A 23,372-nucleotide genomic window follows, 5' to 3' on the forward strand; every position below is an offset into this window, starting at 1 on the left:
TCGGAATAATTAAGGGAAATTGGATAAATTCTTAAAAACGAAATGCTTGACGCTTAGTGAGAAAGAGGTGGTTCACTGATTTTTACAATCAACACCTTTGTATACACCGATAGGTCAACAGAATTCGCCTTTATGAGCGGAGGACTGGTTAGCCATCCACTCGTGCCCTTAGTTATTAGAGAGTGTTCTGACTTCCTATACAATGCAGTACAAAGCACAGTAAAAATAATCGCGTGGTTATTTCAGCCACAAAGGTAGGCAATCTTTTAATGAAAAACTATGCGGATTGGAAAATATTTTTCTACCCTGTGCTCTCAGCCTGTTAAAGGAGTATAAACTATGGTTTTTCCGTGTCTTGGCTGTTGTTTTGTTTGGTGCTCTGGCTGCTCTCCCGAAAATACCCGTATACTACCTTGGCCTTAGCTTGGCCAATGAGCTTGGCCAGCTCTTCTTCTGGGGCTTTGGCTATGTTAGTCAGCGACTTATAGGTTTTGAGTAGCTTCTGGATGGTGGCTTCGCCAATGCCGGGCAGGGTTTCGAGTTGGGTGTTGAGGCTATTTTTGCTGCGCACATCACGGTGGAAGGTGATGGCGAAGCGGTGGGCTTCGTCGCGGGCGTGTTGGAGTACTTTGAGCGCCGCCGACTTCTTGCTGAGGTGTAGCGGAATCTCATCTTCGGGGAAATAAATCTCTTCTAGGCGCTTAGCAATGCCGATAATACTTACTCTGCCATAGATATGTAGGTCTTTGAGGGCTTGGCAGGCTGAGCTGAGTTGTCCTTTGCCTCCATCAATGACAATGAGGTCAGGAAGGGCTTGTTTTTCTTTGATGATTCTGCTGTATCTGCGGTAAACTATTTCATACATAGAAGCAAAATCGTTTGGGCCTTCCACTGTCTTGATATGAAAATGGCGGTATTCTTTCTTGTGTGGTTTGCCGTTTTTAAACTGCACCATTGAAGCCACAGGGTTCGTTCCTTGGATGTTGGAGTTGTCGAAACACTCTATGATGTAGGGCAGGACGGGCAGACTCAGCGCTTTTTGCAATTCATTTAACACCCCGCTCTCTGCACGTTTTTTGCGGAAGGCTTCGGCTTTTTGTAGTTTTTCTTTTTTGGCAAATAGCGCATTCTTGAGCGATAGGTCTATGAGTTTGCGTTTGTCGCCTATTTTAGGAACGTGGCATACCACCCCTTCGAGTGGGGTGCTGAGAGCAATATTGGTCAGTACTTCGGGGGCTTGGCTCTCGATTTGCGCACGCAAGTGGAGCACGGCAAAGGTCAGCAGCTCTTCGTCACTCTCTTCGAGGCGCTTTTGTAACTCTAGGTTTTGTGTGTGGACGATGGCTCCTTGCTTGATTTTGAGGTAGTTTACAAATGCACCTTTTTCTTCTGTACTGATAGAAAACACATCCACATCGGCGATATTAGGATTGACTACCAAGGACTTGCTGCGGAAATTTTCCAACAGGGTGATTTTTTCCTTTAGCTCCTGCGCTTTTTCAAAAGCCAAGGCCTCTGCATAAGCCATCATTTTTACCTTGAGCGATTGAACCACAGCGGAGGCATTGCCTTTCAAAATTTGCTTGATTTCCTGAATATCTTGTCCATATGCCTCTACAGACTGCAAGCCCTCGCAAGGACCTTTGCAGTTGCCTAAGTGGTATTCGAGGCATACCTTGAACTTATTGGCGGCGATGTTGTGTGGGGTGAGGGCTAGGCTACAGTTGCGCACAGGGTACAGCTCCCGAATTAGGTCAAGCGCTGCGCTCATCGCCCTACCGTGGGTGTAGGGGCCGAAAAAAGTCCCATAGCGGCGGTCTACTTGGCGAAGTACTTCTATCTTGGGGAAATCTTCATTGGTAATACAGATATAAGGATAAGTCTTGTCATCCTTGAGCAAGATATTGTACTTGGGTTGATGTTGCTTGATGAGGTTATTTTCGAGCAAGAGCGCATCATACTCATTGTTGACCAATACGACCTCAAGCCTGATAATCTGCTTGACCATGCGCAGGGTCTTGCGGCTATGTTGCGCCGACTGGTTGAAGTAGCTCCCTACCCGATTGCGCAAATCTTTGGCTTTGCCTACATAAAGCAGGGTTTGCGAAGCGTCAAAGAACTTATACACCCCCGGGCTGTGGGGTAGTTGGCTTACTTGTGTTTTGAGTGCGTCTTGTGAGGTCATCCCTTGGGCAAATATCAGTCAAAAACTAACCCGGGCTGCACTAGCTCTCTTGGCTTTGGTCAAGCACCTTGGGCACACGGAAATAGTCAGAGTCTTTGGCGGGGGCTTGTGAAAGGCCGCGTTGGTGGTCGAGGTGGGGCTTTACCTCATCGGGGCGCAATTGATTGACCTCTTCCGACATATGGATAAGTGGCGCTACGTCCTTGGTATCGATAGCGTCTAGTTGGTCTATCCAGTTCAAGATTTTGTTGAGGTCGGCAATCATGGCCGGAGCTGTGGATGCGTCAAAGCTCAGGCGCGAAAGGTGAGCCAATTTTTCTAAGGTTTGGATGTCTACTTTGGGGGTACTCATTGGTTTAAAAGGGGGATAAATGATTATACTTTGCTGAGTGATTCTTTTTTGGGCAAATAGGGCTTTAAGGGGGCTTCGATGGCCGCACGGGTTTGTGCTTTGAGGGTCTCCAAATCATCTAAGCCCAGTCCCTTGGTATCGATGGGCGGGTGTACGATGGCCTCGCCCCTACCCCAAGACGCTGCCGGAACAGGCGTATCAGGTAATAACTTCCAGTTGAAGAGTAAGGTTACGGGCACAATAGGCACTTGTTGCTCAATCGCTACCCGGAAAGCCCCGTCTTTGAAGCGCACCATCTCGGGTGGGTTTTTGGTATAGACCCCTCCTTCAGGAAAAATAATCACGCTTTTGCCGGCAGCCACCGCCTCGCTGGCGCGCTGCATAGCGCGGTAGGCATCGGTAGAGCGCTCACGCACCACAGGGATGTGAAATTTTTTAAACACATATCCAAAAAGCGGCGGGCGGGTCAGTGTGTCTTTCCCCACAAAGGTATAGGCTTCGCGTGGTATCAGGCCCATCGTTACGATGTCGAGCAAAGAGCTGTGGTTGGCACAGTATACACAGGCCTGCCCTTGGCTAGCCACCACAGAAGCGCGGCGTACTTTGTAGGGGATAAACGCCCAAGCCAAGCAAATGTGTGCCCACCAACGGTGTAGCCACGAAGCATAAAGCGCTCCCTTGCCGTTAGGTTGGAGCACATAAAACCAAGGCAAGAATACCAACATCGGTAGAACAAAGCCTGCCAAACACCATAGGCTGTACAGGCGGCGGAAAAACCATTTCATATCACAAAGCTACGCTAATTTTTGGGTTCGGGAGTGGCTATTCGTCCGAATGCGTGTCTGTGGTGCTCAATTGCTCTCGGCTGCGGACAATATCTACTGCCGCAAAAATAGCAGCCAACATCGAGCCTTCGTCTGCAATGCCCTTGCCGGCGATGTCGTAGGCCGTGCCATGGTCAGGAGAAGTACGTACTACTGGTAAGCCGGCAGTAAAGTTGACTCCATCATCAAAAGCCATCATCTTGAAGGGAATCAGCCCTTGGTCATGATACATCGCCAATACTGCATCATAGCGGCGGTAGTCGTGGCTGGCAAAAAAGCCATCTGCCGGAAAAGGACCATACACCAAGTGGCCCTGTTTTTTGAAATCTACAATCACCGGGCGGATGATTTGCTGCTCTTCTGTACCCAGCAGACCGTCTTCGCCGGCGTGAGGGTTCAGCCCCAATACGGCAACCTTGGGGCGGGCGATGCCAAAATCTTGGCGCAGCGACTGAAGCATCAGCTGGAGCTTGCGGCTAATGCGCTCAGCACTCAGCTGGCGGGCGACCTCTTGGTGAGGAATATGCCCCGTAACCACGCCCACCCGGATGCGCTCCGACACCAAGAACATCAGGCTGTCTTGTTGGCCAAACTGCTCCGTAAAATACTCCGTATGCCCCGCAAAACGGAAGCCTTCCTGCTGGATATTATGTTTGTTGATAGGAGCCGTAACAACAGCATCCAAAAAGCCATTCTTCAGGTCTTCGGTGGCTTTTTGTAAGGCCAAAAAAGCAAACTTACCTGAGTCTTCTGTAGGGCTGCCGGGCTGTATCTCAACCTGCTTGGTATCCCAAGTCGTAACCAGATTGGTCTTTTTGTGCGTAATTTGGTCTATTGAGGGGATGGTATTGATAAACCAGTCCTTCAGGTCTAGTAGCTTACGGTAGCGCGCCACTATCTTCATAGAGCCATAGAGCACCGGTGTACATATCTTGAGGATGCGGTTGTTGTCTAGGGCCTTGAGGAGCACTTCAATACCGATACCGTTGTAGTCGCCCATCGTAATGCCGATGACGGGGCGCTCGTGTGGTGATTTATGTTGCATAGCAATTTTAGGGGAATCTGGGGGAGAGACTCCAAAGGTGGCTTCCCTTGGAGCCTCGATACATTAACGGAAGCGTGGGGCCACCACCAGCTCTTTGTTGCCGGCTTGGTATTCGTAGAAGCCGATGCCTGATTTTACGCCTTTGTGGCCGGCTTCGACCATATTGACCAGCAGCGGGCACGGAGCGTATTTGGGGTTGCCCAAGCCTTCGTGCATCACACGCAAGATGTATAGACACACATCTAGGCCAATAAAATCGGCCAATTGGAGCGGGCCCATAGGGTGTGCCATGCCAAGCTTCATCACGGTATCGATTTCTGACACACCGCCTACGCCTTCGTACAGCGCATAAATCGCCTCGTTGATCATTGGCAACAAGATGCGGTTGGCCACAAAGCCCGGGTAGTCGTTTACTGCCGTAGGTACTTTGCTAATATTCTTAGACAGCGCCAAAATGGTCTCAGTAGTTTCGGCGCTGGTAGCATAGCCATTGATTACCTCTACCAACTTCATCACCGGTACAGGGTTCATAAAATGCATCCCGATTACCTTGTCAGGGCGCTTGGTTACGGCGGCTATCTGGGTGATAGAGATAGACGAGGTATTGGTGGCCAAGATGGTATGTGCAGGCGCGAGGCTGTCGAGCTGGACAAAGATTTTCTTCTTGAGCTCAATGTTTTCAGTGGCAGCTTCTACGATGAGATCTGCCTTGGGGGCGGCTTCTTCGATATTGGTGTAGGTCGTGATGCGCGCCAGCGTAGCGGCTTGGTCGGCCTCGCTGAGGCTGCCTTTGGCCACTTGGCGGCTTAGGTTCTTGTCGATAGTTTGGAGGGCTTTTTGGAGGGCTTCTGCCGAAATATCGACTAGCGAAACCTCATAGCCGTATTGTGCAAATACGTGGGCGATGCCGTTGCCCATAGTGCCCGAACCGATGACAGTGATATTTTTCATATTTAGAGGGAATGTGTATAGCGTGATGAATCAATCGAATCGTAAAAGGCAAAATTACAGAAATTATGCGTTTTTCCGAACACCGACAGCCGCAAAAGCCCACAAAGCCCATTGCCTGCTTGGCAGCCCCTAATAACGACACAGAGCCAAAGATAGGAAATCAAACGATAGAGAGATAAAACACTGAAAGATAGCAAGTTGCGCTTGGGCGCGCCAGCCTGCAAATCGAATATTTTTGAGCCTAAATTTTTAATTTTTGCCAAAATCATATAGCTTAGTGCAAAAATCAACGTACTACCCAAACGAATCGGATTTACCATGAATATTCACGAATATCAAGCCAAGGAGACTTTCAACGCCTACGGGGTGGGTATCCAGCGCGGCATTGTGGCCGATACTCCCGAAAAAGCCCTCGAAGCTGCCCAAAAACTCAACGCCGACACTGGCACAAGCTGGTATGTCATCAAAGCCCAAATCCACGCCGGTGGCCGTGGCAAAGGCGGTGGTGTGAAGCTGGCCAAAAGCTTGGATGATGTGAAGACCATCTCCTCACAAATCATCGGGATGCAATTGGTAACTCCCCAAACAGGCCCCGAAGGCAAAAAAGTACACCAAGTGCTAGTAGCAGAAGATGTGTACTACCCCGGAGAATCAGAGCCGAAAGAATTTTATGTCAGCATCTTGCTCGACCGCCAAAGCGGACGCAATGCCATCATCGCCAGTACAGAAGGCGGGATGGATATTGAAGAGGTAGCCGAAAAGACTCCTGAGAAAATCATCACCGAAATCATTGACCCTAAAATCGGTCTGCGCGACTTCCAAGTGCGCAAGCTTGCTTTTGCTCTCGGCCTCGAAGGCAAAGCATTTAAGGAAATGGTGAGCTTCATCAAAAACTTGTACAAGGCATATGAAGGCATCGATGCTTCGTTGGTAGAAGTAAACCCTGCCCTCAAAACTTCTGACAACCGCATCATCGCCGTAGATGGTAAAGTAAACATCGATGACAATGCCCTCTACCGCCAGCCCAAAATCGAAGAGATGCGTGATGAGCGCGAAGAGGATCCCTTCGAAGTAGAAGCCCGTGCCTCACATCTCAACTATGTAAAGCTCGAAGGCAACGTAGGTTGTATGGTGAATGGCGCTGGTTTGGCGATGGCCACAATGGATATGATCAAGCTCTCTGGTGGCGACCCTGCCAACTTCCTCGATGTAGGGGGTGGCGCCAATGCCAAAACAGTAGAGGCTGGTTTCCGCCTGATTTTGAAAGACCCCAACGTAAAAGCTATCCTGATCAACATCTTCGGAGGCATTGTCCGTTGTGATCGTGTAGCCAACGGAGTGGTAGAAGCTTACAAAAACATTGGCGACATCCAAGTACCAATCATTGTGCGTTTGCAAGGAACCAACGCCGAAGAAGGTGCCAAAATCATTGATGAGTCTGGCCTGAAAGTATACTCAGCCATCTCTCTCAAAGAAGCCGCCGAACGCGTAAAGCAAGTATTGGCCTAAGCCATAGTATATACTTTGCCTCAAAAGAATCGCCTCAAGTTTTGGGGCGATTTTTTTGCCATATCACCCCAAAACGATATGGCATTTGTGCAGGGCGGGCTTAGTAGCACTACCGTTTCTACACTTACAAAAGCCAATAGAAAGTCCAAAAGTTCAATTTAGCCCTTCTGCCCGCCTTGAACAAATGTAATGTTGGCTGATGTTTTTTATTTGTCCTGTATCTCAAATTTCGCACTTTTCAAGAGTTCTATGCTGTTGTAGTTATTTTCGTCTGCAAAACCAAACTCCCAAAGTGAATAAATATCTTTTCGTTTCTCAAAGAAAAGTATGTTTACTTTTTTCTTGGTATGAATTTGCCACTGACGAAACGGATAATACAACTGTCTGATTATCGTGTTTTTAGTTGCAGAATTTTTGGCTTCTATCAGTACGATTTGATTTCTGCCTTCATAACCTGCATCTACTTCCGTTTGTACACTTTCAGTTGCGATAAGTTGCTTATGCTGTCCTGCATAAAACTCAAACTTTGGCGTGTATTTTCTGCCCCGAATAGTCAAAACCAAACTTTCATCTTCCAAAAAACTACGCACCAAACTTGACGCATACGCAAAATCTAAATGCTGCATTTCAGAGTTCCCGATTTGCGAAGTTTCTAACTCAAAATCAAGTTTGGACTTGTAAATACTTGCTTCAGTGGTAATTTCGGGAATATCAATATAGCTTTCTCCCTATAAAATGGTGTAAATTCCGTTTTTAATAGGCAAAATAAACAAATTATTATCCACAAAAATCTGCGGTCTGCTTTCTCTTGTATCTTGTTTGCACAAAACACGAACTTCTCTTTCAGTAGTGTTTGTGAAATGTGCAGTTGCTTTTTTGATTTGTTCGGCTGTCAAAACAAACGGACTTTTTGAAAAATCGTGTTTGTGAATGTTGTATGTATCAAAAATTGATTGCCAAGGTTTGTGGTTCATATTGATAGTTGGTGATTAAAAGTTCGTTTATTTTTCCACGCTTGTCACCATTGCAATTGATGGCTCTACCTGCCGAAACTCTGAAAATATTATATCCTAAAAATGCCTTTTCAAAAAAGTCATCTTCTGGGTTTTCGTTTTTAGGGTCTGAATTGGAAAGCATCAATTTCGCTCCTTTTTCTCTGTCTAATTTTTGAAAGAATTGGGCTAATTCTAACTGCTCTTTATCCTTAAATTCTGCACCTGTATAAGTCGTAAAACTTGCTGTTTGGCTGATAGGTCTGTAAGGCGGGTCAAAATAAACAAATGTGTTTTCATTTACTTTATCAAAGCAACTTGAATAGTTAGCCTGCTGAATTTCAGCATTTTGCAATGCTTTTGAAACAGCCAAAATATTAGGTTCGTCAAAAATAGTGGCTGTTTTGTACTTTCCGTAAGGCACACTAAACTCGCCTTTTGAGTTCAGGCGAAAAAGTCCGTTAAAGCAAGTTTTGTTTAGAAATATAAATTGTGCTGCTCTTGAAATCCAATTATCAGACAACTTTTTATAGTTTATCTCAAATCGTTGCAGGTTGAAATGTTTGCGAACTGCCAAAAACAAGTTATTGCGTTTTTCTTGTTCGGTTTGGTCATAATCTTTTTGGTACTGTTCCAAAAAGTCAAGCAAATCGTTGGGGCGTTGTTGAATAACTTGGTAAGTCAAAACTAAATCTTTGTTTAGGTCTGACAAATAAGCATTTTCAATTTTGTAGCGTTGCGAAAGAGCAAAAAACAAAGCACCGCCACCCAAAAAAGGCTCAACATAATTTTTGATAATGCCTTTTCTAAGTTCACTTGGATAGTAATTTTCAAACTGCTCTAAAAGCTGATTTTTACCGCCTACCCATTTTATAAAAGGTCTTGCTTTTGTCATATCGTTGTTTTTTCGCAAAGGTACATTTTTTTCGGTTTTTTACTCTTAAAATATCAGCCAACAACCAGCTAGGCGCTAGTTCTGATAGCTAGTTGCGAAGTTGGTTATAAAACTCTATCAAATTGATGACATCTTGTCTGGCTTCAAAATAGAGCCTGTTTTTTTTGAGAAATTCCTGTACTTGTACTTCCCTGTCTTGCAAATAGTCGAGCAATTCTTTGCGATTGGTGGCCGGTTTGATAGCTCCACTGGGGAACATCAGGAAATAGTTTTGACTAATAAACGTCCGTGTTGTAGATACAGGCGTAAGCATAAAGCCAAAAGAAGAAGTTACAATTTCGGTTTGTAGCTGCTCCCGTGCCAAAAGCAAGAGCGGAGAGCTTTGGTTGAGCAATTCAAAAAAAATAGGTGTCTCATAAGTTCCATTCAGCGCATAGGGCAGGGCATAATATGAGCGCTCAAACCCAAAATTGCTATCCAAATATTTGAAATAGAGTAATTTGCGGGCTGTGTAGGTTTCGATGGTGGCTTGCTCGCTACGCCGAAACTGTACGATATTGGTATTGAGGTCAAACTTTATCAGGCCATCCAGAAAACTGTCCTCATCAAAGTAGATAGTACCTCGATGCCAGAAATTCTCAGCAAAAAATCGGATAGACTGCGCCTGTGTGGGTATCCATAGGTTGAGCGATAGTAATAGCGCCAATGTGGTATTTTTCAGGAGTTTTTTCATCGTTGTTATTCTCAAAGAGGTCGTATATTGCTGGCTAATCAAAGATACACAAAAGTGTTGCCTTGTACAAATACAGCTTGTCATAAGCCTATGTTTGAAGAATTTGGCAAGCCCTCAGGCTTTGCGTATCTTAGCCCAATGACCCACGATTTAAGTTTACTGATTCAGCTCCGACGGTATCTACACCGCTACCCGGCGCTTTCTGGCCAAGAGCAGGGTAGTGCAGATTACATAGCAGATTTCTTGCGCACACATGCTCCTCCAGATGCCTTTATTGGCCAACTTGGGGGAAGCGGATTGGCGGCCATATATGAAGGTGCTCAGCCAGGAGAAACGGTCGTTTTTCGCGCAGAGCTAGACGCGCTCCCCATTCAAGAGCTAGGGCAAAGCCCGCATACTTCATACCATCAAGGGGTTGCTCATCTTTGTGGACACGACGGGCACAGTGCTATCTTGGCGGGTTTGGGGCTACATCTGCGGCGGCGGCGGCCAGCCAAAGGGAGGGTGGTCTTGCTTTTTCAACCTGCCGAAGAGACAGGACAAGGGGCTGCTTGGGTATTACAAGACCGCCGCTTTCAGGCATTAACACCTGACTGGATGTTTGCCCTACACAACCTGCCTCAGTATCCGCTACACGCGCTGGTGCTAAGAGATGGCGCCTTCACGGCGGCAGTACAGAGCCTAGTCTTGAAGTTTTTGGGCAAAACAGCACACGCTGCCGAACCTGAATATGGCCATAACCCAGCCAATACTGTCGCCGCATTGTTGCTGGATTATGCCCAACGGCAAAACCCCAACGCAGCACATCCAGACTTCAGGCTGGTAACGCCAGTACATCTTGTGTTGGGAGAAAAGGCCTATGGAGTAGCTGCCGGACACGCCGAGCTACACCTGACACTCAGGGCTTGGGAGAATGAGCTGATGCAGGCATTTGCTCAGGAGCTGTTGCAAGTAGCCCACGATAGCGCTACCCGCGATAGCCTAGCGCTACATTACCAATGGGTCGAGACTTTCAATGCCACCCAAAATAACCCTCTGGCCAACAACTTTATTCGACAGGCTGCCCAAGCCACGGGCATATCATTGTTAGAACAACAGCAGCCATTTAAGTGGGGAGAAGATTTCGGCCTCTTTACGCAACACTACAAAGGGGCAATGTTTGGTCTTGGCGCTGGCCAACAAACGGCTGCCTTGCATAACCCTGATTATGATTTTCCGGACGAAATTATCGAAACAGGCCTAAAGTTGTTCTTGCAAATCAGCCGCCAATTGACTGACATCGACTGAGCCAGCGGTCATATACCACACTCATTGTGGGCTTTTACCACCTGTTTTGAGGCCTGAGCCAGTCAGTACCGACGCGATACTGACCTGTGGGCTTGGGCGATTTTGGGTAATCCACTGGGCTACACCCGCAACAACAGCCGCCGAAGTAGGCTCGATATAATGCCCACGGCGCGCCATTGTTTGCCAATAGTATTTGATTTCGTCTTCCGAAACCACTACCAAGTCTCCGTTGGTAGCCTCCAAAATAGCCAACATTTGTGCTGCCCTTCGGGGCGCAGCAATGGCAATCCCTTCGGCCAGTGTAGGCTGTGTGTGAGGCATCGGCAGCCCTTGGCGCGCATAATACAAGGGCGCACAGTAGGCGGCTTGTACGCCCACCAAACGGGGCATTTGCTTAATAATGCCCCAGCGGAGCAGCTCTGCAAAACCAAGGTAGGCCCCTATAAGTAATGTGCCGTTGCCTGCCGGCAAGACCACCACATCGGGTGCTTGCCAAGAACGTTGTTCGCAAAGCTCATAGGCAAAGGTCTTGGTGCCCTGATAAAACATCGGATGCCACACATGGCTGGCATAAAACGTGTCTTGAGCAGCTGCTAGGGCCGCAGTGGCGGTGTCTTCGCGGCTACCGGCCACCTTGTGTAGACTTGCCCCAAAGGCCCGAATTTGCGCCAGCTTCCCCTCAGAGGTACTCTCGGGAACAAAAATCTCACAGCTGATGCCCGCCAGGGCTGCATACATCGCCACGGCGCTTCCGGCATTGCCCGAAGAATCTTGAACCACTGACCGAACTCCCAAGTGTTGGGCATAGCTTAATAATAGCGTCGCGCCTCGGTCTTTGTAGGAGCCAGAAGGAAAAAGATAATCTGCCTTAAACAATACCTGCCGCCCCTCCAGCAAGATGGGCAACAGCGGAGTAAAACCCTCCTGATAACTGACCGGACTCAGGGCTTGCGCCAAGGGAAAGGTATCGCGGTAACGCCACAGGTTATATGCCTGCCCTTGGAGCTGCTCCGGCGACCAGCGCAGCCCGGCAGGTGCTTGCAAATCCAACAACCCTTGCGCATCATCACACCAGCGTGCTGTGTGAAGTGAATAGGTGTCAGCACTGTTTTGTGCGCTGAAAAGCCAATCTTGCATACAAAATCCGGCGATTATTTATAGGGGTAAATACTGCTTTCCGGCTCCTTTTCGTACTTTTTCGAGGTTTTTAATCCCCGAAGAGCTGATATGTTCAAACTGCTTGTCGCAAGGGATAAACACAATCTTGAGGTCGGCCTTCATCTCATCCATAAACCGCAATTGGTTGACCTCATAGTCGAGGTCATCACCATTGCGCAAGCCCCTCACCAAAACCACCTCCGCGTCTTGCTCCTTGCTGCTGAGGTATTCGGTCAAGAAGGCGCTGAAAGTATCCAACTGCCGGTGGCGCAGGGCGTTGATGTCGGTAAGTTTGTAGAGATTTTCGGCTTGTTTTTCGGGGTTAATCCCTTGAGCTACAATGATTTTATCGAATATAGCCTCGGCTTTTTCGAGAATATTCAAATGGCCGTTATGGAAAGGGTTGAACGACCCTGCATACACCCCGATACGCGGGCGATACTGCCGCAGGTAAGCTTGCAGGAACTGCAAGTTGGCCGCATTCGCCGGAAACTCTTGTTCCCAGCGAGCCAATAGCTGTAGCCGAAGCTGCTTGTAGAGGCTGTATTCTAAAAATTGGTACTCCTTAAAAATTCCCCGCTCCCAAGCCAACAGCTCGTCAAGACTCCCCTGACTGACAATCTCCATATCCCAAGCACTGAACTGCGCCGATAGCTCGTTGCTCGATTGGTGGGTGGCGGTGTCGAGAATAATGGTTTTGATATCCTCACGCAGGGGGTGTGGAGCCGTCATTTGCTCAAAAAGCAAGGCCGACAACACCTCATTGTCTTGGCGGCGCGGCTCATAGACCGCATCGTGAAAATAAGCGGCCATAATCAAGCTCGCATACGCATCATCTGATAATTGTTGTGTTAGACGCGCCCCCTCGATACGCTCCAACAACTGCTGAAGATGGGCTTCATTGTGATAATAACGGTGTGCTTCTTGCCAACGAGCAGCCAAAGGTTGGTAATCAAATAAGCCAAAACTCTCAAAAACAGCTTGGTGCGATTGATAGAGTATCATCGAAAAAATTGGGATTGTCGTGTGTAATGAGGCTAACTTACGTATTTCGAATCATAGTTCCAAATTTGATTTGACGAATCTCCGGAACGAACCAGTACCCTCCAAAAGCCGTAGCGCCGTGGAATATTTTGAATACCCCTCCTAAATCTACAGAAATTTGTTAAGAAGTTGTGAGTCTGAATAGAAGCTTGTATTTTTGCGAGATGCAACGTCAATTGATTTTTGGAGCTTGTGCGCTGTGGATAGCGGCAAGTCTCTTAGGTGGCTGTAAGTTTCAACGCCTCCAAAAAAGTACCGATGTCAAGCGTAAGTATGAAGCCGCCATCGAGTTTTATGCGAGTAAAGACTACAACAAAGCCGGAATCCTTTTTGAAGAGATTATTCCTTTGCTCTCTGGTACTCAAGAAGACGAGACTGCGCAGTTTTATTTTGCCTATTGTAACTACCATCAAAAGCAATACCTGACAGCCTCACACTACTTTGAGAAGTTTTACCTCAACTTCCAGCGGAGTGTATTTGCCGAAGAAGCACTATATATGCACGCGTTCTCGCTCTATAAAGATGCAGCACCTCATTATCTGGATCAAAAAAGCACGCGTAAAGCCATCTTGGCTTTCCAAAACCTGCTCAATGCCTACAAACAAACAGCCTATAAGGATGAGTGTAACAAACTCATATTTGACCTAAGAGAGCGCCTCGAACGCAAGTCTTTTGAGCAAGCAAGGCTTTATTACCGCATTCGCAACTACAAAGCCGCAGTAATCACAACTGGCAATTTTCAGAAAGATTATCCCGACTCTCAATACAGCGAAGAAGCGGCATACTTCAGAATATTGTCCCAATACAAATATGCCAAAAACAGCCTCGAAACCCGCCAACAAGAGCGCTACCAAGATGTCGTGAAGTTTTATGAATATCTGGTAGATAACTTTCCCGATGGAAAGTTTGCCAAACAGGCTGAAGATATGTACAAAGATAGCGTAACACAAATCGCTAAACTTGGCAACAAATACAAGACCCTACAAACGCTCAATCAACAATAAAGTTTGACTAGAGTGGCGGCGCGTTACTCAGCAGCGTGCGATTTGAACAAACATACTCATTACACAAGCCCCAACTGTTTGTAACCCAACAGGCACAAACGTTTGGGGTAGCTTCCGAACTTCTAGCCATAGCACTTCGTTAAGGCTATAGCTGATTCTTTTTTATCACCCATTTTACCAAAGGCTTTTTGTATGAAGCATATCTCATCCACCTCGTCCATCATTACCCGCGACCTCGACAAGCTCGAGTACCAAAGCGGTAATATTTACCAATCTGTTGCCATCATCTCTAAGCGCGCACGCCAAATTGCGGTAGAAATGAAAGAAGAACTAAGCGGAAAATTGGCCGAGTTTGCCTCTTCGGTAGATAACTTGGAGGAGATTTTTGAGAACCGCGAGCAAATCGAAATCTCACGCCACTATGAACGCCTGCCCAAGCCTACTACCATCGCCACAGATGAGTTTCTGGAGGACTTGGTAAGCTTCCGCAGCCGCGAAGAAGAATAGTCCCCCACGATTTATGGGAGCTTTGCAAGGCAAAAAAATCATCTTAGCCGTTACGGCCAGCATCGCCGCTTACAAAAGCGCGATGTTGGTGAGGCTTTTGGTCAAAGCCGGGGCAGAGGTGCAGGTATTGATGAGCCAAGCCGCGACAACATTTATTACACCCTTGACCCTGAGCACCTTGTCTAATAGGCCGGTGTTGGTAGATTTTGTCAAAGACAATACCGGAGTGTGGAACAACCACGTAGACCTAGGCCTCTGGGCTGATGCGATGGTCTTTGCACCTGCTTCGGCCAATAGTTTGGCCAAATGCGCCCACGGATTATCGGACAACCTGCTGATTGCTACCTACTTATCGGCGCGTTGTCCGGTATTTTTTGCTCCCGCAATGGACTTGGACATGTACCAACATCCGGCCACCCGCGAGAGCTTGCAGCGCCTACAAGGCTTTGGCAATCATATCATAGCCGCTACCCACGGAGAGCTGGCCAGTGGTTTGGTAGGCGAAGGACGTATGGCCGAGCCAGAAGCTATTGTGGCGCATTTAGAGGCTTTTTGGGCCGCATCGCTCCCACTACAAGGCCTACAGGCCATCGTTACTGCCGGCCCTACTTATGAAGCCATCGACCCGGTGCGTTTTATCGGCAATCACTCAACCGGTAAGATGGGCTTTGCCATTGCCCAAAGCCTAGCCCGGTATGGGGCAAGGGTGCAGCTTGTAAGTGGCCCTACGGCCTTGCCAACCCCATCACACACACACCTACAGCTCACACGAGTACAAAGCGCACAAGAGATGTATGAGGCCGTCAGCCAATATGACACCCAAAGCCAAATTATAGTCCTTTCGGCAGCCGTAGCCGACTATCGACCGGCAGCCGTGGCCACCCAAAAAATCAAGAAAAATGATGCCGATATGAGTATCCCCTTGGTACGAACTATCGATATCGCCCAAACGCTCGGCCAGCGTAAGCGCCCCGAGCAAACCTTGGTAGGCTTTGCGCTCGAAACCGAGCAAGAGCTGGCCAACGCGCAGGGCAAGCTCCAACGCAAAAACCTTGACCTCATCGTACTCAATTCGATGAATGACCCGGGTGCAGGCTTCGGGCACAATACCAATCTGGTAACCCTCATCAACCGCCAAGGCACCATACAACCCCTGCCACTGATGGATAAGGCCGAAGTAGCCAACCATATTGTGCAGGCTATTATAGCTTTGCGCAGCCCAAAAGCAAACCCTGAGCAGCTTTCTTGAGTTTGTCTTATTGTCGATATTTGTTTATCATTTTCCAATATTCACCCCCTAAACCCTCGCACTATGCAAGCTACTTGGGAAACCATCAAAGAATACAAGGAGATTTTGTTCCAATACCACCAACCCGAGGGCTACCCCGTCGGCGTGGCCAAAATAAGCATCAACCGCCCCGAGGTTCACAATGCCTTTACGCCCTTGACCGTGATGGAAATGCGCGAAGCCATTGACCACTGTCGCTACGATGACAAAATAGGCGCAATCATCCTCACAGGCGAAGGCGGAGAGGCTTTCTGTAGTGGCGGAGACCAAAAGGTGCGCGGCGAAGGTGGCTATGTGGGCAAAGACGGCGTGCCACGACTCAACGTACTTGATTTCCAAAAGCAAATCCGCTCTATCCCCAAGCCCGTAATTGCTGCCGTGGCAGGCTGGGCTGTCGGAGGCGGGCACGTGCTGCACGTAGTGTGTGACTTGACCATTGCCGCCGAGAATGCCAAGTTTGGCCAAACAGGCCCCAAAGTAGGGAGCTTCGACGGCGGGTTTGGTGCGTCATACTTAGCCCGACTCGTAGGGCAGAAAAAGGCTCGCGAAATTTGGTATCTCTGCGATGTATACAACGCACAAGAAGCGCTAGATATGGGCTTGGTCAATAAGGTGGTGCCGCTAGATCAACTCGAAGCCACTACGCTCGAATGGTGCCGCAAGATTCTGGATAAATCACCGCTGGCGCTACGGATGCTCAAGTGCTCTTTCAATGCGGAGCTTGATGGGCAGGCCGGCATCCAAGAGCTGGCCGGCAATGCGACCTTGCTTTATTACCTCACCGAAGAGGGCAAAGAGGGCAAAAACGCCTTTATTGAAAAACGCAAGCCAGATTTCCACAAATACCCCAAGTTCCCCTAGTCTTCTAGGCCATTAGTTTGCCAAAACCAATGTCGCTACCCTCGCTATACCTTGCTGAGGGCAGCGACTTTTTTGATTACTTAAAGGCCATACGATAGCGGTAGCCTATAGCAGAAAAACGATGCAATACTCAAGCTTTTGCCAAAGCTAAAAATCCTTTGCAACTTTACGCCCCCTGAGCCTCCACGCATTGATGCCAAGAGTTATTGGGCTTCAAAATTCACCGAATTTGATGTTATTGGTGCTCAAGGATTTTCAGCGCATATTTTGCTCAAACTAATTTCGATGGGGTTATAAAAATACATAACAATGCTTTGGACATACATTCTGGTAACGGTAGTGGGTGTGATGGTGGGATTTATCAATACCCTCACAGGCAGCGGTAGTTTGATTATGGTGCCGCTCTTGATGTCGATGGGTTTGCCTCCACACATTGCCAATGGTACTAACCGTATTGCGGTGGTGGTGTAGACCTTCACAGGCACCAGCGCCCTACGCAGTAGTGGGGAGACGATTTCGGGAAGGCAGGCTTGGCTATCGGTAGGGATTGGGGTAGTGGGAGCGCTATTAGGTGCTTGGATTGTAACACAAATCGACCCTAACCTGCTCAAAGACATCATCGGAGCTTTGCTTGTCGTGATGTTGGGTATTATCTTTATCAAGCCTTCGCGGTGGTTGCGCGAAGCTAGCGAGCCCGCTACAGGCCGGCGGCTGTATATAGGCTATGGACTGATGTTTTTGGTGGGGATGTATGGGGGCTTTATCCAAGGAGGAGTAGGGATTTTCTTGCTAGCTACTATGGTCTTGGTGTTGCGTTATAGTATGCGTCAAGCCAATGTACTCAAGCTATGGGTTGTATTGATTTATGCCATTCCGGTAGCGTGTATCTTTATTTGGCAGGGGCAGGTAGACTGGTTTTGGGCAATCTTTACCTCTGTCGGGCAATCGGTAGGCGCATACATCGGCGCGGTATTTTTGACACGCTTCAAGTCCGCCTCTCTTTGGACTTATCGGCTACTCTTGGTGGTTTTGTTGGGAACAGTGATACAATTTTATGAGCTTTGGCGTTTTGTTTTATGAAATACTTGCACACTAACCTAAGCATACTTAGCTACGTACATAGTACGTGTACGAAGATTCACAGGATTTGATTTTCTTGATTCTCAAGGATTTTCAGTGCAGACCTTTCCCAAACTAATTTTGATTGGGTAAAAATGCCTTAGCCTCTACTAAAGTTATGAAGACAATAAAAACCCCGGTGATGCTGGGACTGTGGAGCAGTCTGAGTCTCTTGCTTCTATTTCCAGCCTATGCCCAACAGCAAAAAGTGGCCGCGCCGGCCTCTTACAATATGCACGGCTTGCTCAACGGTGAAAAGGTATACATACACATTGCCGACAATCATCAGTTAGCGCCTGATAGTTACTTTTTTTATGCCCGCAGCCCGCAAGAGCCACGCCGCTTGGTGGTGGAGTTTCCCCCGGCCAATCGCTCAGATGTGTTTGATGTTTGGCGCGAAGAGTTTCAGGGCAGTACATCGGCTTTTTGGTATATTACTTCGTTTCCGGCAGAGTTGGCCATCAAAGGCTACCGCCAAGTAGGAACGGTACAACAAAAGTTTACCCTCTATCACGTCCTCAACATATTTGGAACCATCAACAGCAAGCAAATTCGAATGGTGTTGGAGTTTAATGGGCAAGAAAAGGCAGGAAAATTGGGCTACAAGGGCTATTTTTATTATCTCACCCACCCCCAACAACAATATCCTGTTACGGGTATTTGTGGCCCGGAGGGCATTGAGGAATTGATTCAGGAAGATGAAGACGGTGATTTTGTCGCTTTTTTTGAATTTACTCTCGACGCGCAGCGCCGCCCCATTATCCTCTGGCATAGCGCCGACGGCCAAAAAAGCTTTCCGGTCGTGCTCCGATTTTGAGTTTTTGGGCTAATTTTGCCTTTTATTTCTCAAAAATTCCTGCTGATGAAAAAGAAACCCCTGCCGCTATTGCAAGGCATTACGATAGAAGGCTTTGCGGCTGAAGGTAAATGCATTGCAAGACACGAAGGACGTGTAATCTTTGTAGAAGGCAATCAAGCGGCTCCACAAGATGTGGTTGACCTGCAAGTATTGCGCAAGCGCAAAAGCTACTGGGAGGCGGCAGTAGTGGCCATCCACCAAGCTTCTCCTCAACGCACCGAGCCTTTTTGCCAACATTTTGGTACTTGTGGAGGGTGTAAGTGGCAACATATCCCCTATGAGGTACAACTGGCACAAAAACAACAGCAGGTATGGGATAATTTTACTAAAATCGGCAAGCTTGACTTTCCGGCCATACGCCCCATCCTCCCCTCAGTCGATACTCAATACTACCGTAATAAACTAGAGTACACCTTTTCGAGTAGACGATGGCTGACCGCCGAGGAGGTAGCTCAAGGCGGCGATAACCTCTCCCGAGAGGCGCTGGGTTTTCATATCCCTAAGCGTTTCGACCGTATTCTCGACATCGAGCACTGCTACCTCCAAGCAGATCCCTCCAATGCTATTCGTTTGGCGATTAGGGCTTATGCTTTGGAACATCAGCTCAGCTTTTTTGACCAAAAAGAGCAGACCGGCTGGCTGCGCAACCTCATCATCCGTACTGCCTCTACCGGCGATTTGATGGTCATCCTCATCGTGTCAGAAGAGCAACCTGAAGCGCTCGAAGCCCTACTGGCACACCTTCAGGCGCAGTTTCCACAAATCAGCTCCTTGCAGTATGTCATCAACGGCAAACGCAACGACAGCATCCACGACCTGAGCGTACAGTGTTATGCCGGTCAGCCTTATATCGAAGAACAAATGACTTCGCTCTCCGGCCAACAAACTTTGCGTTTCCGCATCGGGCCGCAGTCGTTCTACCAAACCAATGCCGCCCAAGCCGAGCGCCTCTACCGTGTGGCGGGCGAAATGGCACAGCTCAGCGGCCAAGAGTGTGTGTATGACCTTTATACTGGTACGGGCACCATCGCTTGCTTTGTAGCCGACCAAGCCGCCAAAGTCGTAGGCGTAGAATATGTCGAAGCTGCCATCGAAGATGCCAAACGCAACGCCGCCCTCAATGGCATCAACCATACCCACTTTTTTGCCGGAGATATGAAGGATGTCCTCACGGACGAATTTGTACACGCCCACGGTACGCCCGATGTCATCATCACCGACCCGCCACGCGCCGGAATGCATACTGATGTAGTGGAAATGTTGCTGCGCATTGCGCCCAAGCGTATTGTATATGTAAGTTGTAACCCGGCGACCCAAGCCCGCGACTTGGCTCTGTTGCAAGAGGCATACGCCATCGAAGCTGTACAGCCTGTGGATATGTTCCCACATACACACCACGTAGAGTGTGTGGTGGCCTTACAGAAACGCTAACAATGTCCAAAACAAGGGTTTATGATTGTTGGGAAGCTTCTTGGTATCTTCTGAATAAGCTCCTCAACTTAATGGCAATGACACCCCAAAGTGCTTCTTTGAAAATACCGGATGACATTTTGGACTGACCCTTGGAGCGGTCTGTGAAGATAATGGGTACTTCTTTGAGCTTGAAACCGTGTTTCCAGGCCAAAAACTTCATCTCTATCTGAAAGGCATATCCCACAAACCGGATATTGCTCAAGTCAATAGTACGCAGTACCTCTGCGCGATAACATTTGAACCCAGCAGTAGTATCACGGATGGGCATCCCGGTGATGAGGCGTACATAGTAACTGGCAAAATAAGACATCAATACCCGCCCCATTGGCCAATTGACCACATTGACCCCAGTGATATAGCGCGAACCAATGGCCACATCAAAGCCTTCGTGCGCACAGGCCTGATAGAGCGCCTCAAGGTCTTGGGGATTGTGTGAAAAATCAGCATCCATCTCAAAAATATAGGCATATCCTTGGCTGAGAGCCTGACGGAAACCGTGGATGTAGGCTGTGCCCAATCCTTGTTTGCCCGGGCGTTGTAAGAGCTGTAGCCGGGTGGGATACTGGGGTTGTAATGCCTGTACTAGGGCTGCTGTGCCATCGGGGGAGTTGTCATCGACAATGAGCAAATCAAACCCTGAGGGCAAGGCCATCACCGCGTTGATGATGGCAGTAATATTCTCACTTTCGTTGTAGGTTGGTATGATGACCAAAGCTTGGGAAGCACTCATGAACGGGGTGGGGAAAATAAATGAAGTACAAAAGGCTGCCGTTTGGGTGTGGAGGCCTGAAATTTGGTGGACAGGTGTCTTGGCTAGCAAACACTGCAATTGATTTGGGTAAGCAGTTGGGCTAGGTCATGGCCTTTTTTGATACAATCGGGGAGGGAAACCCCTCCTTTCCAATTGGCACAAATATATAATTCTTGGTGGCTGAGCGGCAATATGGCCTGTTCGGCCTCAGCTTGTGCTTGGTCGTACTGGGGAATGGCTTGCGGCCAACGATAAATCTGACGATGTTTGGGGGGGGCTACGATTTGATAAGCTTCGGCCAGCTCGTGGGCTACTTTGTCGAAGATAGTCTCGTCGTCGAGGGCATAGTGTTTTGCGGCTTGGCTACCGCCTACAAAGTTGGTCAACAACACTTGGTCTTGGGGGCATTTGTTGCTAAAAATACTGCTGGCCCAGATGCTGCCCGCTGCAAAGCGCTGCTCGCGGCGGGGGTTAAGCCCACCAAAGCCATCGAGAGGGTGCTTGACAGCGCTGCGGTCATACACCAAATGTACGGCAGCCATAGGGGGGTAGTTGATTTTGGCCACAGCCTCTGAGGCTTGGGGAGCCAAATCGGCCAATAACTTGGCCGCCACCGGCGCAGGCGTAGCCAGCACTACTTGGCGCGCCTCAAGAATGCCTTCGGGTGTTTGGAGTTGGTAGTGTGTCCCAGTGCGGTTGATTGCCAACACAGGGCTATGGTACTTGATATGTCTGAGATGTTGGGCTATGCCCTGAGGGAGCGCCTGCATCCCATTTTGGAAGCTATAAGAGTGTTTGCGGCCTGTGCTTTTATTTTTGCGAAATCCTTTGATGACCGAACCATACTGCTGCTCATAAGCTTTGAGCTGTGGAAAAGTCTGTGCTACGAGTAGTTTGTCTGGGTCACCAGCATAGATACCGGCCACAAAAGGAGCTAGCGCATACTCTACAATCTCTTGCCCGAAACGGCGGCTAAAAAAACTGCTCAGAGTTTCGTTGGGAATATTTTTGACTGGCTGTTTGGTTTCACGCCAAAGTTGATACTTGGTTTTCCAGCTAAAGAAGTTGTTCCAAAGCAAATCTTTCGGGCCAGACGGTAGCTTGCGGTAGCGCCCCCGACGGTAGATATAGCGGTGTTGGCTTACGGCAGCTGCTGGGAGCAAGGCTTCGGCCAAGCCCCACTCTTGTATCCATTGAAGTGTTTGGGGGTCTGCCAAGATAGAGTTAGGGCCTACTTCAAATAAATAGTTTCCTTCTTGGATAGTTTGAATATAGCCCCCTACACGGTCAGAGGCTTCTAACAACACATAGTCTTGTTGGTTTTTTTGAAGGAAGTAGGCCAAGCTCAAGCCCGAAATACCTGCACCGATAATGGCTATCATATAGAGGGTGGTTTTGCTTCTATGAGGAAAATAAAAAGTACAGCCACTTGCCCAAACCCCCTTGATGGCTTCCAAACACATTGTTTGGGGAGGCATTGTGTCAGTATCTGGCCAAGGAGGCCACACGAATACCACAATTTTGCAAATCTCCAACAGTAGGGACAAAGGCTAACGAGCTTACAAAATAAATAGATATTGCTGAGGTAAAGAAGTTTTTAACTTTTTTTGTAGGTCGACTGTTATGCATTAAGGAGGCATTCAAAAAAAACTACCCCATTATTTGTTGAAGCATCCCTCCTGTGCTATAAGAACTTCACCCCCTTCGGGATATGGAATCATTGAAATAAAGAACATTCGAAGAAACATCCAATATCACCCTGAGGTCTTCTATGGAAATGGGGAAGTTATTTATTACCCTCGATTAGGACGTTGAGCGGCTGTGTCGAAAGCCCCAAACCAGCATATCGTCAATGGGCTGCTCGTGGCCTTGTGTCATCCAAGTTTCGATATATTCGGCAAGTGCGGCTGTTTGTTGGGCTGCTGGCAATAAGGCCACACGGGTAAGCAACTGCTTGAAGCGTTCCTTGCCTAGTTTTTTGTTTTCAGTCCCTCCAAATTGGTCAAGGTAGCCGTCAGAGGTCATATAAAACCACGTATCGGGCGGCAAGTCGTTTAAGGCCAAAGTATGTTGTTCAAACGCTGCGGTGGGGCTTGCGCCTCCAATAGAACGCCGTGTCCCTTTTAGCTCTCTGACTTGAGAGTCAGTAACGACAAAAAGGCTGTTTTTGGCTCCGGCAAAGCGTAGTGTTTGCTGGTCTTTGTCAATGACACATAAACTGACATCCATGCCGTCGCGGTTGCGGCTTTGGCCTTGTTTGAGGGTACGGTATACGCCCTTGTGTAAGGCCGAAAGAATGACCTCGGGCTGTGCTAAGGCATCTGTTCGGGAGATTTCATTCAAGATCTCCCCACCCAACATACTCATCAGAGCTCCGGGTACGCCGTGCCCCGTACAGTCTACCACTGCCAAGGCAATGTGTTGTGCTGTATGGCTCATCCAGTAGAAATCACCACTGACCACATCGCGTGGGCGATAAAACACAACACTCTGGGGCAATACCTCTGCGATATTTTCCTCACTTGGCAAAAGCGC

General features: G+C 48.3%; 22 protein-coding genes and 1 pseudogene. 9 read left to right on the top strand and 14 right to left on the bottom strand.

The features are described from left to right. Window positions 1-337 precede the first annotated feature (337 nt). The 5 genes from uvrC to G499_RS0117605 form a co-directional block, all read right to left on the bottom strand. The gene (uvrC, locus tag G499_RS20635) at window positions 338-2,185 is read right to left on the bottom strand and encodes an excinuclease ABC subunit UvrC (RefSeq protein ID WP_051296372.1); all 1,848 of its coding nucleotides are present in this window, start codon (window positions 2,183-2,185) and stop codon (window positions 338-340) included. Between the two features lie 40 nt (window positions 2,186-2,225). Then, the gene (gene gatC, locus G499_RS0117590) at window positions 2,226-2,537 is read right to left on the bottom strand and encodes an Asp-tRNA(Asn)/Glu-tRNA(Gln) amidotransferase subunit GatC (RefSeq protein WP_027001024.1); all 312 of its coding nucleotides are present in this window, start codon (window positions 2,535-2,537) and stop codon (window positions 2,226-2,228) included. A 23-nt stretch (window positions 2,538-2,560) separates the two neighbouring features. Continuing rightward, window positions 2,561-3,322, bottom strand: coding sequence for a lysophospholipid acyltransferase family protein (locus G499_RS20640; RefSeq protein ID WP_051296373.1), 762 nt, complete (start codon window positions 3,320-3,322; stop codon window positions 2,561-2,563). Between the two features lie 37 nt (window positions 3,323-3,359). Further along, the gene (gene pdxA, locus G499_RS20645; RefSeq protein ID WP_035727981.1) at window positions 3,360-4,406 is read right to left on the bottom strand and encodes a 4-hydroxythreonine-4-phosphate dehydrogenase PdxA; all 1,047 of its coding nucleotides are present in this window, start codon (window positions 4,404-4,406) and stop codon (window positions 3,360-3,362) included. A gap of 63 nt (window positions 4,407-4,469) precedes the next feature. Further along, on the bottom strand, window positions 4,470-5,357 hold the full coding sequence (locus tag G499_RS0117605; protein ID WP_027001025.1) for a 3-hydroxybutyryl-CoA dehydrogenase: 888 nt from the start codon (window positions 5,355-5,357) through the stop codon (window positions 4,470-4,472). A 318-nt stretch (window positions 5,358-5,675) separates the two neighbouring features. Here G499_RS0117605 and sucC point away from each other — a divergent pair, with 318 nt between their 5' ends. Continuing rightward, window positions 5,676-6,866: an ADP-forming succinate--CoA ligase subunit beta gene (sucC, locus tag G499_RS0117610; protein ID WP_027001026.1), complete on the top strand. Its 1,191-nt coding sequence runs from the start codon at window positions 5,676-5,678 to the stop codon at window positions 6,864-6,866. A gap of 206 nt (window positions 6,867-7,072) precedes the next feature. On the opposite strand, the gene G499_RS22180 is transcribed toward sucC, so the two are convergent. The 4 genes from G499_RS22180 to G499_RS0117625 all read right to left on the bottom strand — a co-directional run bounded on the left by G499_RS22180 (window position 7,073) and on the right by G499_RS0117625 (window position 9,486). Next, complete coding sequence (locus G499_RS22180; RefSeq protein WP_425387265.1) at window positions 7,073-7,582, bottom strand: DUF6997 domain-containing protein; 510 nt, start codon at window positions 7,580-7,582, stop codon at window positions 7,073-7,075. 12 nt (window positions 7,583-7,594) lie between these two features. After that, entirely contained in the window at window positions 7,595-7,840 is a 246-nt protein-coding gene (locus tag G499_RS22185; RefSeq protein ID WP_211231643.1) for a type II restriction enzyme, read from the bottom strand. Continuing rightward, window positions 7,809-8,753 carry a DNA adenine methylase gene (locus G499_RS0117620; RefSeq protein WP_027001027.1) on the bottom strand — a complete coding sequence of 315 codons (945 nt, stop codon included), beginning with the start codon at window positions 8,751-8,753 and terminating at the stop codon, window positions 7,809-7,811. The genes G499_RS22185 and G499_RS0117620 overlap by 32 nt, the downstream gene beginning before the upstream one ends. A gap of 88 nt (window positions 8,754-8,841) precedes the next feature. Further along, window positions 8,842-9,486 (bottom strand): hypothetical protein, encoded by a 645-nt coding sequence (locus tag G499_RS0117625; RefSeq protein WP_027001028.1) that lies wholly within the window; start codon window positions 9,484-9,486, stop codon window positions 8,842-8,844. A 90-nt stretch (window positions 9,487-9,576) separates the two neighbouring features. Between G499_RS0117625 and G499_RS0117630 the strand changes: the two genes are divergently transcribed. Then, complete coding sequence (locus tag G499_RS0117630) at window positions 9,577-10,773, top strand: amidohydrolase (protein WP_051296374.1); 1,197 nt, start codon at window positions 9,577-9,579, stop codon at window positions 10,771-10,773. Window positions 10,774-10,794: 21 nt separating this feature from the next. Here the strand turns inward: G499_RS0117630 and G499_RS20655 are convergent, their stop codons facing one another. Then, window positions 10,795-11,910: a threonine synthase gene (locus G499_RS20655; protein WP_035727983.1), complete on the bottom strand. Its 1,116-nt coding sequence runs from the start codon at window positions 11,908-11,910 to the stop codon at window positions 10,795-10,797. A gap of 18 nt (window positions 11,911-11,928) precedes the next feature. Next, window positions 11,929-12,936: an adenylyltransferase/cytidyltransferase family protein gene (locus tag G499_RS0117640; RefSeq protein ID WP_027001030.1), complete on the bottom strand. Its 1,008-nt coding sequence runs from the start codon at window positions 12,934-12,936 to the stop codon at window positions 11,929-11,931. A gap of 203 nt (window positions 12,937-13,139) precedes the next feature. On the opposite strand from G499_RS0117640, the gene G499_RS20660 reads away from it, so the two are divergent. The 7 genes and pseudogenes from G499_RS20660 to rlmD all read left to right on the top strand — a co-directional run bounded on the left by G499_RS20660 (window position 13,140) and on the right by rlmD (window position 20,044). Continuing rightward, complete coding sequence (locus G499_RS20660; protein ID WP_081413880.1) at window positions 13,140-13,979, top strand: outer membrane protein assembly factor BamD; 840 nt, start codon at window positions 13,140-13,142, stop codon at window positions 13,977-13,979. A gap of 192 nt (window positions 13,980-14,171) precedes the next feature. After that, on the top strand, window positions 14,172-14,486 hold the full coding sequence (locus G499_RS0117650) for a DNA-directed RNA polymerase subunit omega (RefSeq protein WP_081413881.1): 315 nt from the start codon (window positions 14,172-14,174) through the stop codon (window positions 14,484-14,486). Between the two features lie 13 nt (window positions 14,487-14,499). Then, on the top strand, window positions 14,500-15,735 hold the full coding sequence (gene coaBC / locus G499_RS20665; protein WP_035727986.1) for a bifunctional phosphopantothenoylcysteine decarboxylase/phosphopantothenate--cysteine ligase CoaBC: 1,236 nt from the start codon (window positions 14,500-14,502) through the stop codon (window positions 15,733-15,735). A gap of 63 nt (window positions 15,736-15,798) precedes the next feature. Next, window positions 15,799-16,635, top strand: coding sequence for a 1,4-dihydroxy-2-naphthoyl-CoA synthase (gene menB / locus G499_RS0117660; RefSeq protein WP_027001032.1), 837 nt, complete (start codon window positions 15,799-15,801; stop codon window positions 16,633-16,635). A 309-nt stretch (window positions 16,636-16,944) separates the two neighbouring features. Beyond that, window positions 16,945-17,715, top strand: a pseudogene (locus G499_RS20670) (sulfite exporter TauE/SafE family protein). A gap of 157 nt (window positions 17,716-17,872) precedes the next feature. After that, the gene (locus G499_RS0117675; protein WP_154658531.1) at window positions 17,873-18,571 is read left to right on the top strand and encodes a hypothetical protein; all 699 of its coding nucleotides are present in this window, start codon (window positions 17,873-17,875) and stop codon (window positions 18,569-18,571) included. 45 nt (window positions 18,572-18,616) lie between these two features. Continuing rightward, window positions 18,617-20,044 carry a 23S rRNA (uracil(1939)-C(5))-methyltransferase RlmD gene (gene rlmD, locus G499_RS0117680; protein ID WP_027001035.1) on the top strand — a complete coding sequence of 476 codons (1,428 nt, stop codon included), beginning with the start codon at window positions 18,617-18,619 and terminating at the stop codon, window positions 20,042-20,044. Window positions 20,045-20,063: 19 nt separating this feature from the next. Here the strand turns inward: rlmD and G499_RS0117685 are convergent, their stop codons facing one another. The 3 genes from G499_RS0117685 to G499_RS0117695 all read right to left on the bottom strand — a co-directional run bounded on the left by G499_RS0117685 (window position 20,064) and on the right by G499_RS0117695 (window position 23,366). Then, window positions 20,064-20,816 (bottom strand): polyprenol monophosphomannose synthase, encoded by a 753-nt coding sequence (locus tag G499_RS0117685; protein ID WP_027001036.1) that lies wholly within the window; start codon window positions 20,814-20,816, stop codon window positions 20,064-20,066. 83 nt (window positions 20,817-20,899) lie between these two features. Continuing rightward, window positions 20,900-22,219: a protoporphyrinogen oxidase gene (hemG, locus tag G499_RS0117690; protein ID WP_027001037.1), complete on the bottom strand. Its 1,320-nt coding sequence runs from the start codon at window positions 22,217-22,219 to the stop codon at window positions 20,900-20,902. A gap of 421 nt (window positions 22,220-22,640) precedes the next feature. Beyond that, window positions 22,641-23,366, bottom strand: a complete 726-nt coding sequence (locus G499_RS0117695; RefSeq protein ID WP_027001038.1) for a PP2C family protein-serine/threonine phosphatase — start codon at window positions 23,364-23,366, stop codon at window positions 22,641-22,643. Window positions 23,367-23,372: the final 6 nt, after the last annotated feature.

Origin of the sequence: Eisenibacter elegans DSM 3317, assembly GCF_000430505.1 — a bacterium.
In the GTDB taxonomy this organism is placed as follows: Bacteria; Bacteroidota; Bacteroidia; order Cytophagales; family Microscillaceae; genus Eisenibacter; species Eisenibacter elegans.

Coding starts and splice junctions, on each gene's coding strand:
- uvrC (WP_051296372.1), bottom strand. CDS start 2,185: ATGACCTCACAAGACGCACTCAAAACACAAGTAAGCCAACTACCCCAC.
- gatC (WP_027001024.1), bottom strand. CDS start 2,537: ATGAGTACCCCCAAAGTAGACATCCAAACCTTAGAAAAATTGGCTCAC.
- G499_RS20640 (WP_051296373.1), bottom strand. CDS start 3,322: ATGAAATGGTTTTTCCGCCGCCTGTACAGCCTATGGTGTTTGGCAGGC.
- pdxA (WP_035727981.1), bottom strand. CDS start 4,406: ATGCAACATAAATCACCACACGAGCGCCCCGTCATCGGCATTACGATG.
- G499_RS0117605 (WP_027001025.1), bottom strand. CDS start 5,357: ATGAAAAATATCACTGTCATCGGTTCGGGCACTATGGGCAACGGCATC.
- sucC (WP_027001026.1), top strand. CDS start 5,676: ATGAATATTCACGAATATCAAGCCAAGGAGACTTTCAACGCCTACGGG.
- G499_RS22185 (WP_211231643.1), bottom strand. CDS start 7,840: ATGAACCACAAACCTTGGCAATCAATTTTTGATACATACAACATTCAC.
- G499_RS0117620 (WP_027001027.1), bottom strand. CDS start 8,753: ATGACAAAAGCAAGACCTTTTATAAAATGGGTAGGCGGTAAAAATCAG.
- G499_RS0117625 (WP_027001028.1), bottom strand. CDS start 9,486: ATGAAAAAACTCCTGAAAAATACCACATTGGCGCTATTACTATCGCTC.
- G499_RS0117630 (WP_051296374.1), top strand. CDS start 9,577: ATGTTTGAAGAATTTGGCAAGCCCTCAGGCTTTGCGTATCTTAGCCCA.
- G499_RS20655 (WP_035727983.1), bottom strand. CDS start 11,910: ATGCAAGATTGGCTTTTCAGCGCACAAAACAGTGCTGACACCTATTCA.
- G499_RS0117640 (WP_027001030.1), bottom strand. CDS start 12,936: ATGATACTCTATCAATCGCACCAAGCTGTTTTTGAGAGTTTTGGCTTA.
- G499_RS20660 (WP_081413880.1), top strand. CDS start 13,140: ATGCAACGTCAATTGATTTTTGGAGCTTGTGCGCTGTGGATAGCGGCA.
- G499_RS0117650 (WP_081413881.1), top strand. CDS start 14,172: ATGAAGCATATCTCATCCACCTCGTCCATCATTACCCGCGACCTCGAC.
- coaBC (WP_035727986.1), top strand. CDS start 14,500: ATGGGAGCTTTGCAAGGCAAAAAAATCATCTTAGCCGTTACGGCCAGC.
- menB (WP_027001032.1), top strand. CDS start 15,799: ATGCAAGCTACTTGGGAAACCATCAAAGAATACAAGGAGATTTTGTTC.
- G499_RS0117675 (WP_154658531.1), top strand. CDS start 17,873: ATGAAGACAATAAAAACCCCGGTGATGCTGGGACTGTGGAGCAGTCTG.
- rlmD (WP_027001035.1), top strand. CDS start 18,617: ATGAAAAAGAAACCCCTGCCGCTATTGCAAGGCATTACGATAGAAGGC.
- G499_RS0117685 (WP_027001036.1), bottom strand. CDS start 20,816: ATGAGTGCTTCCCAAGCTTTGGTCATCATACCAACCTACAACGAAAGT.
- hemG (WP_027001037.1), bottom strand. CDS start 22,219: ATGATAGCCATTATCGGTGCAGGTATTTCGGGCTTGAGCTTGGCCTAC.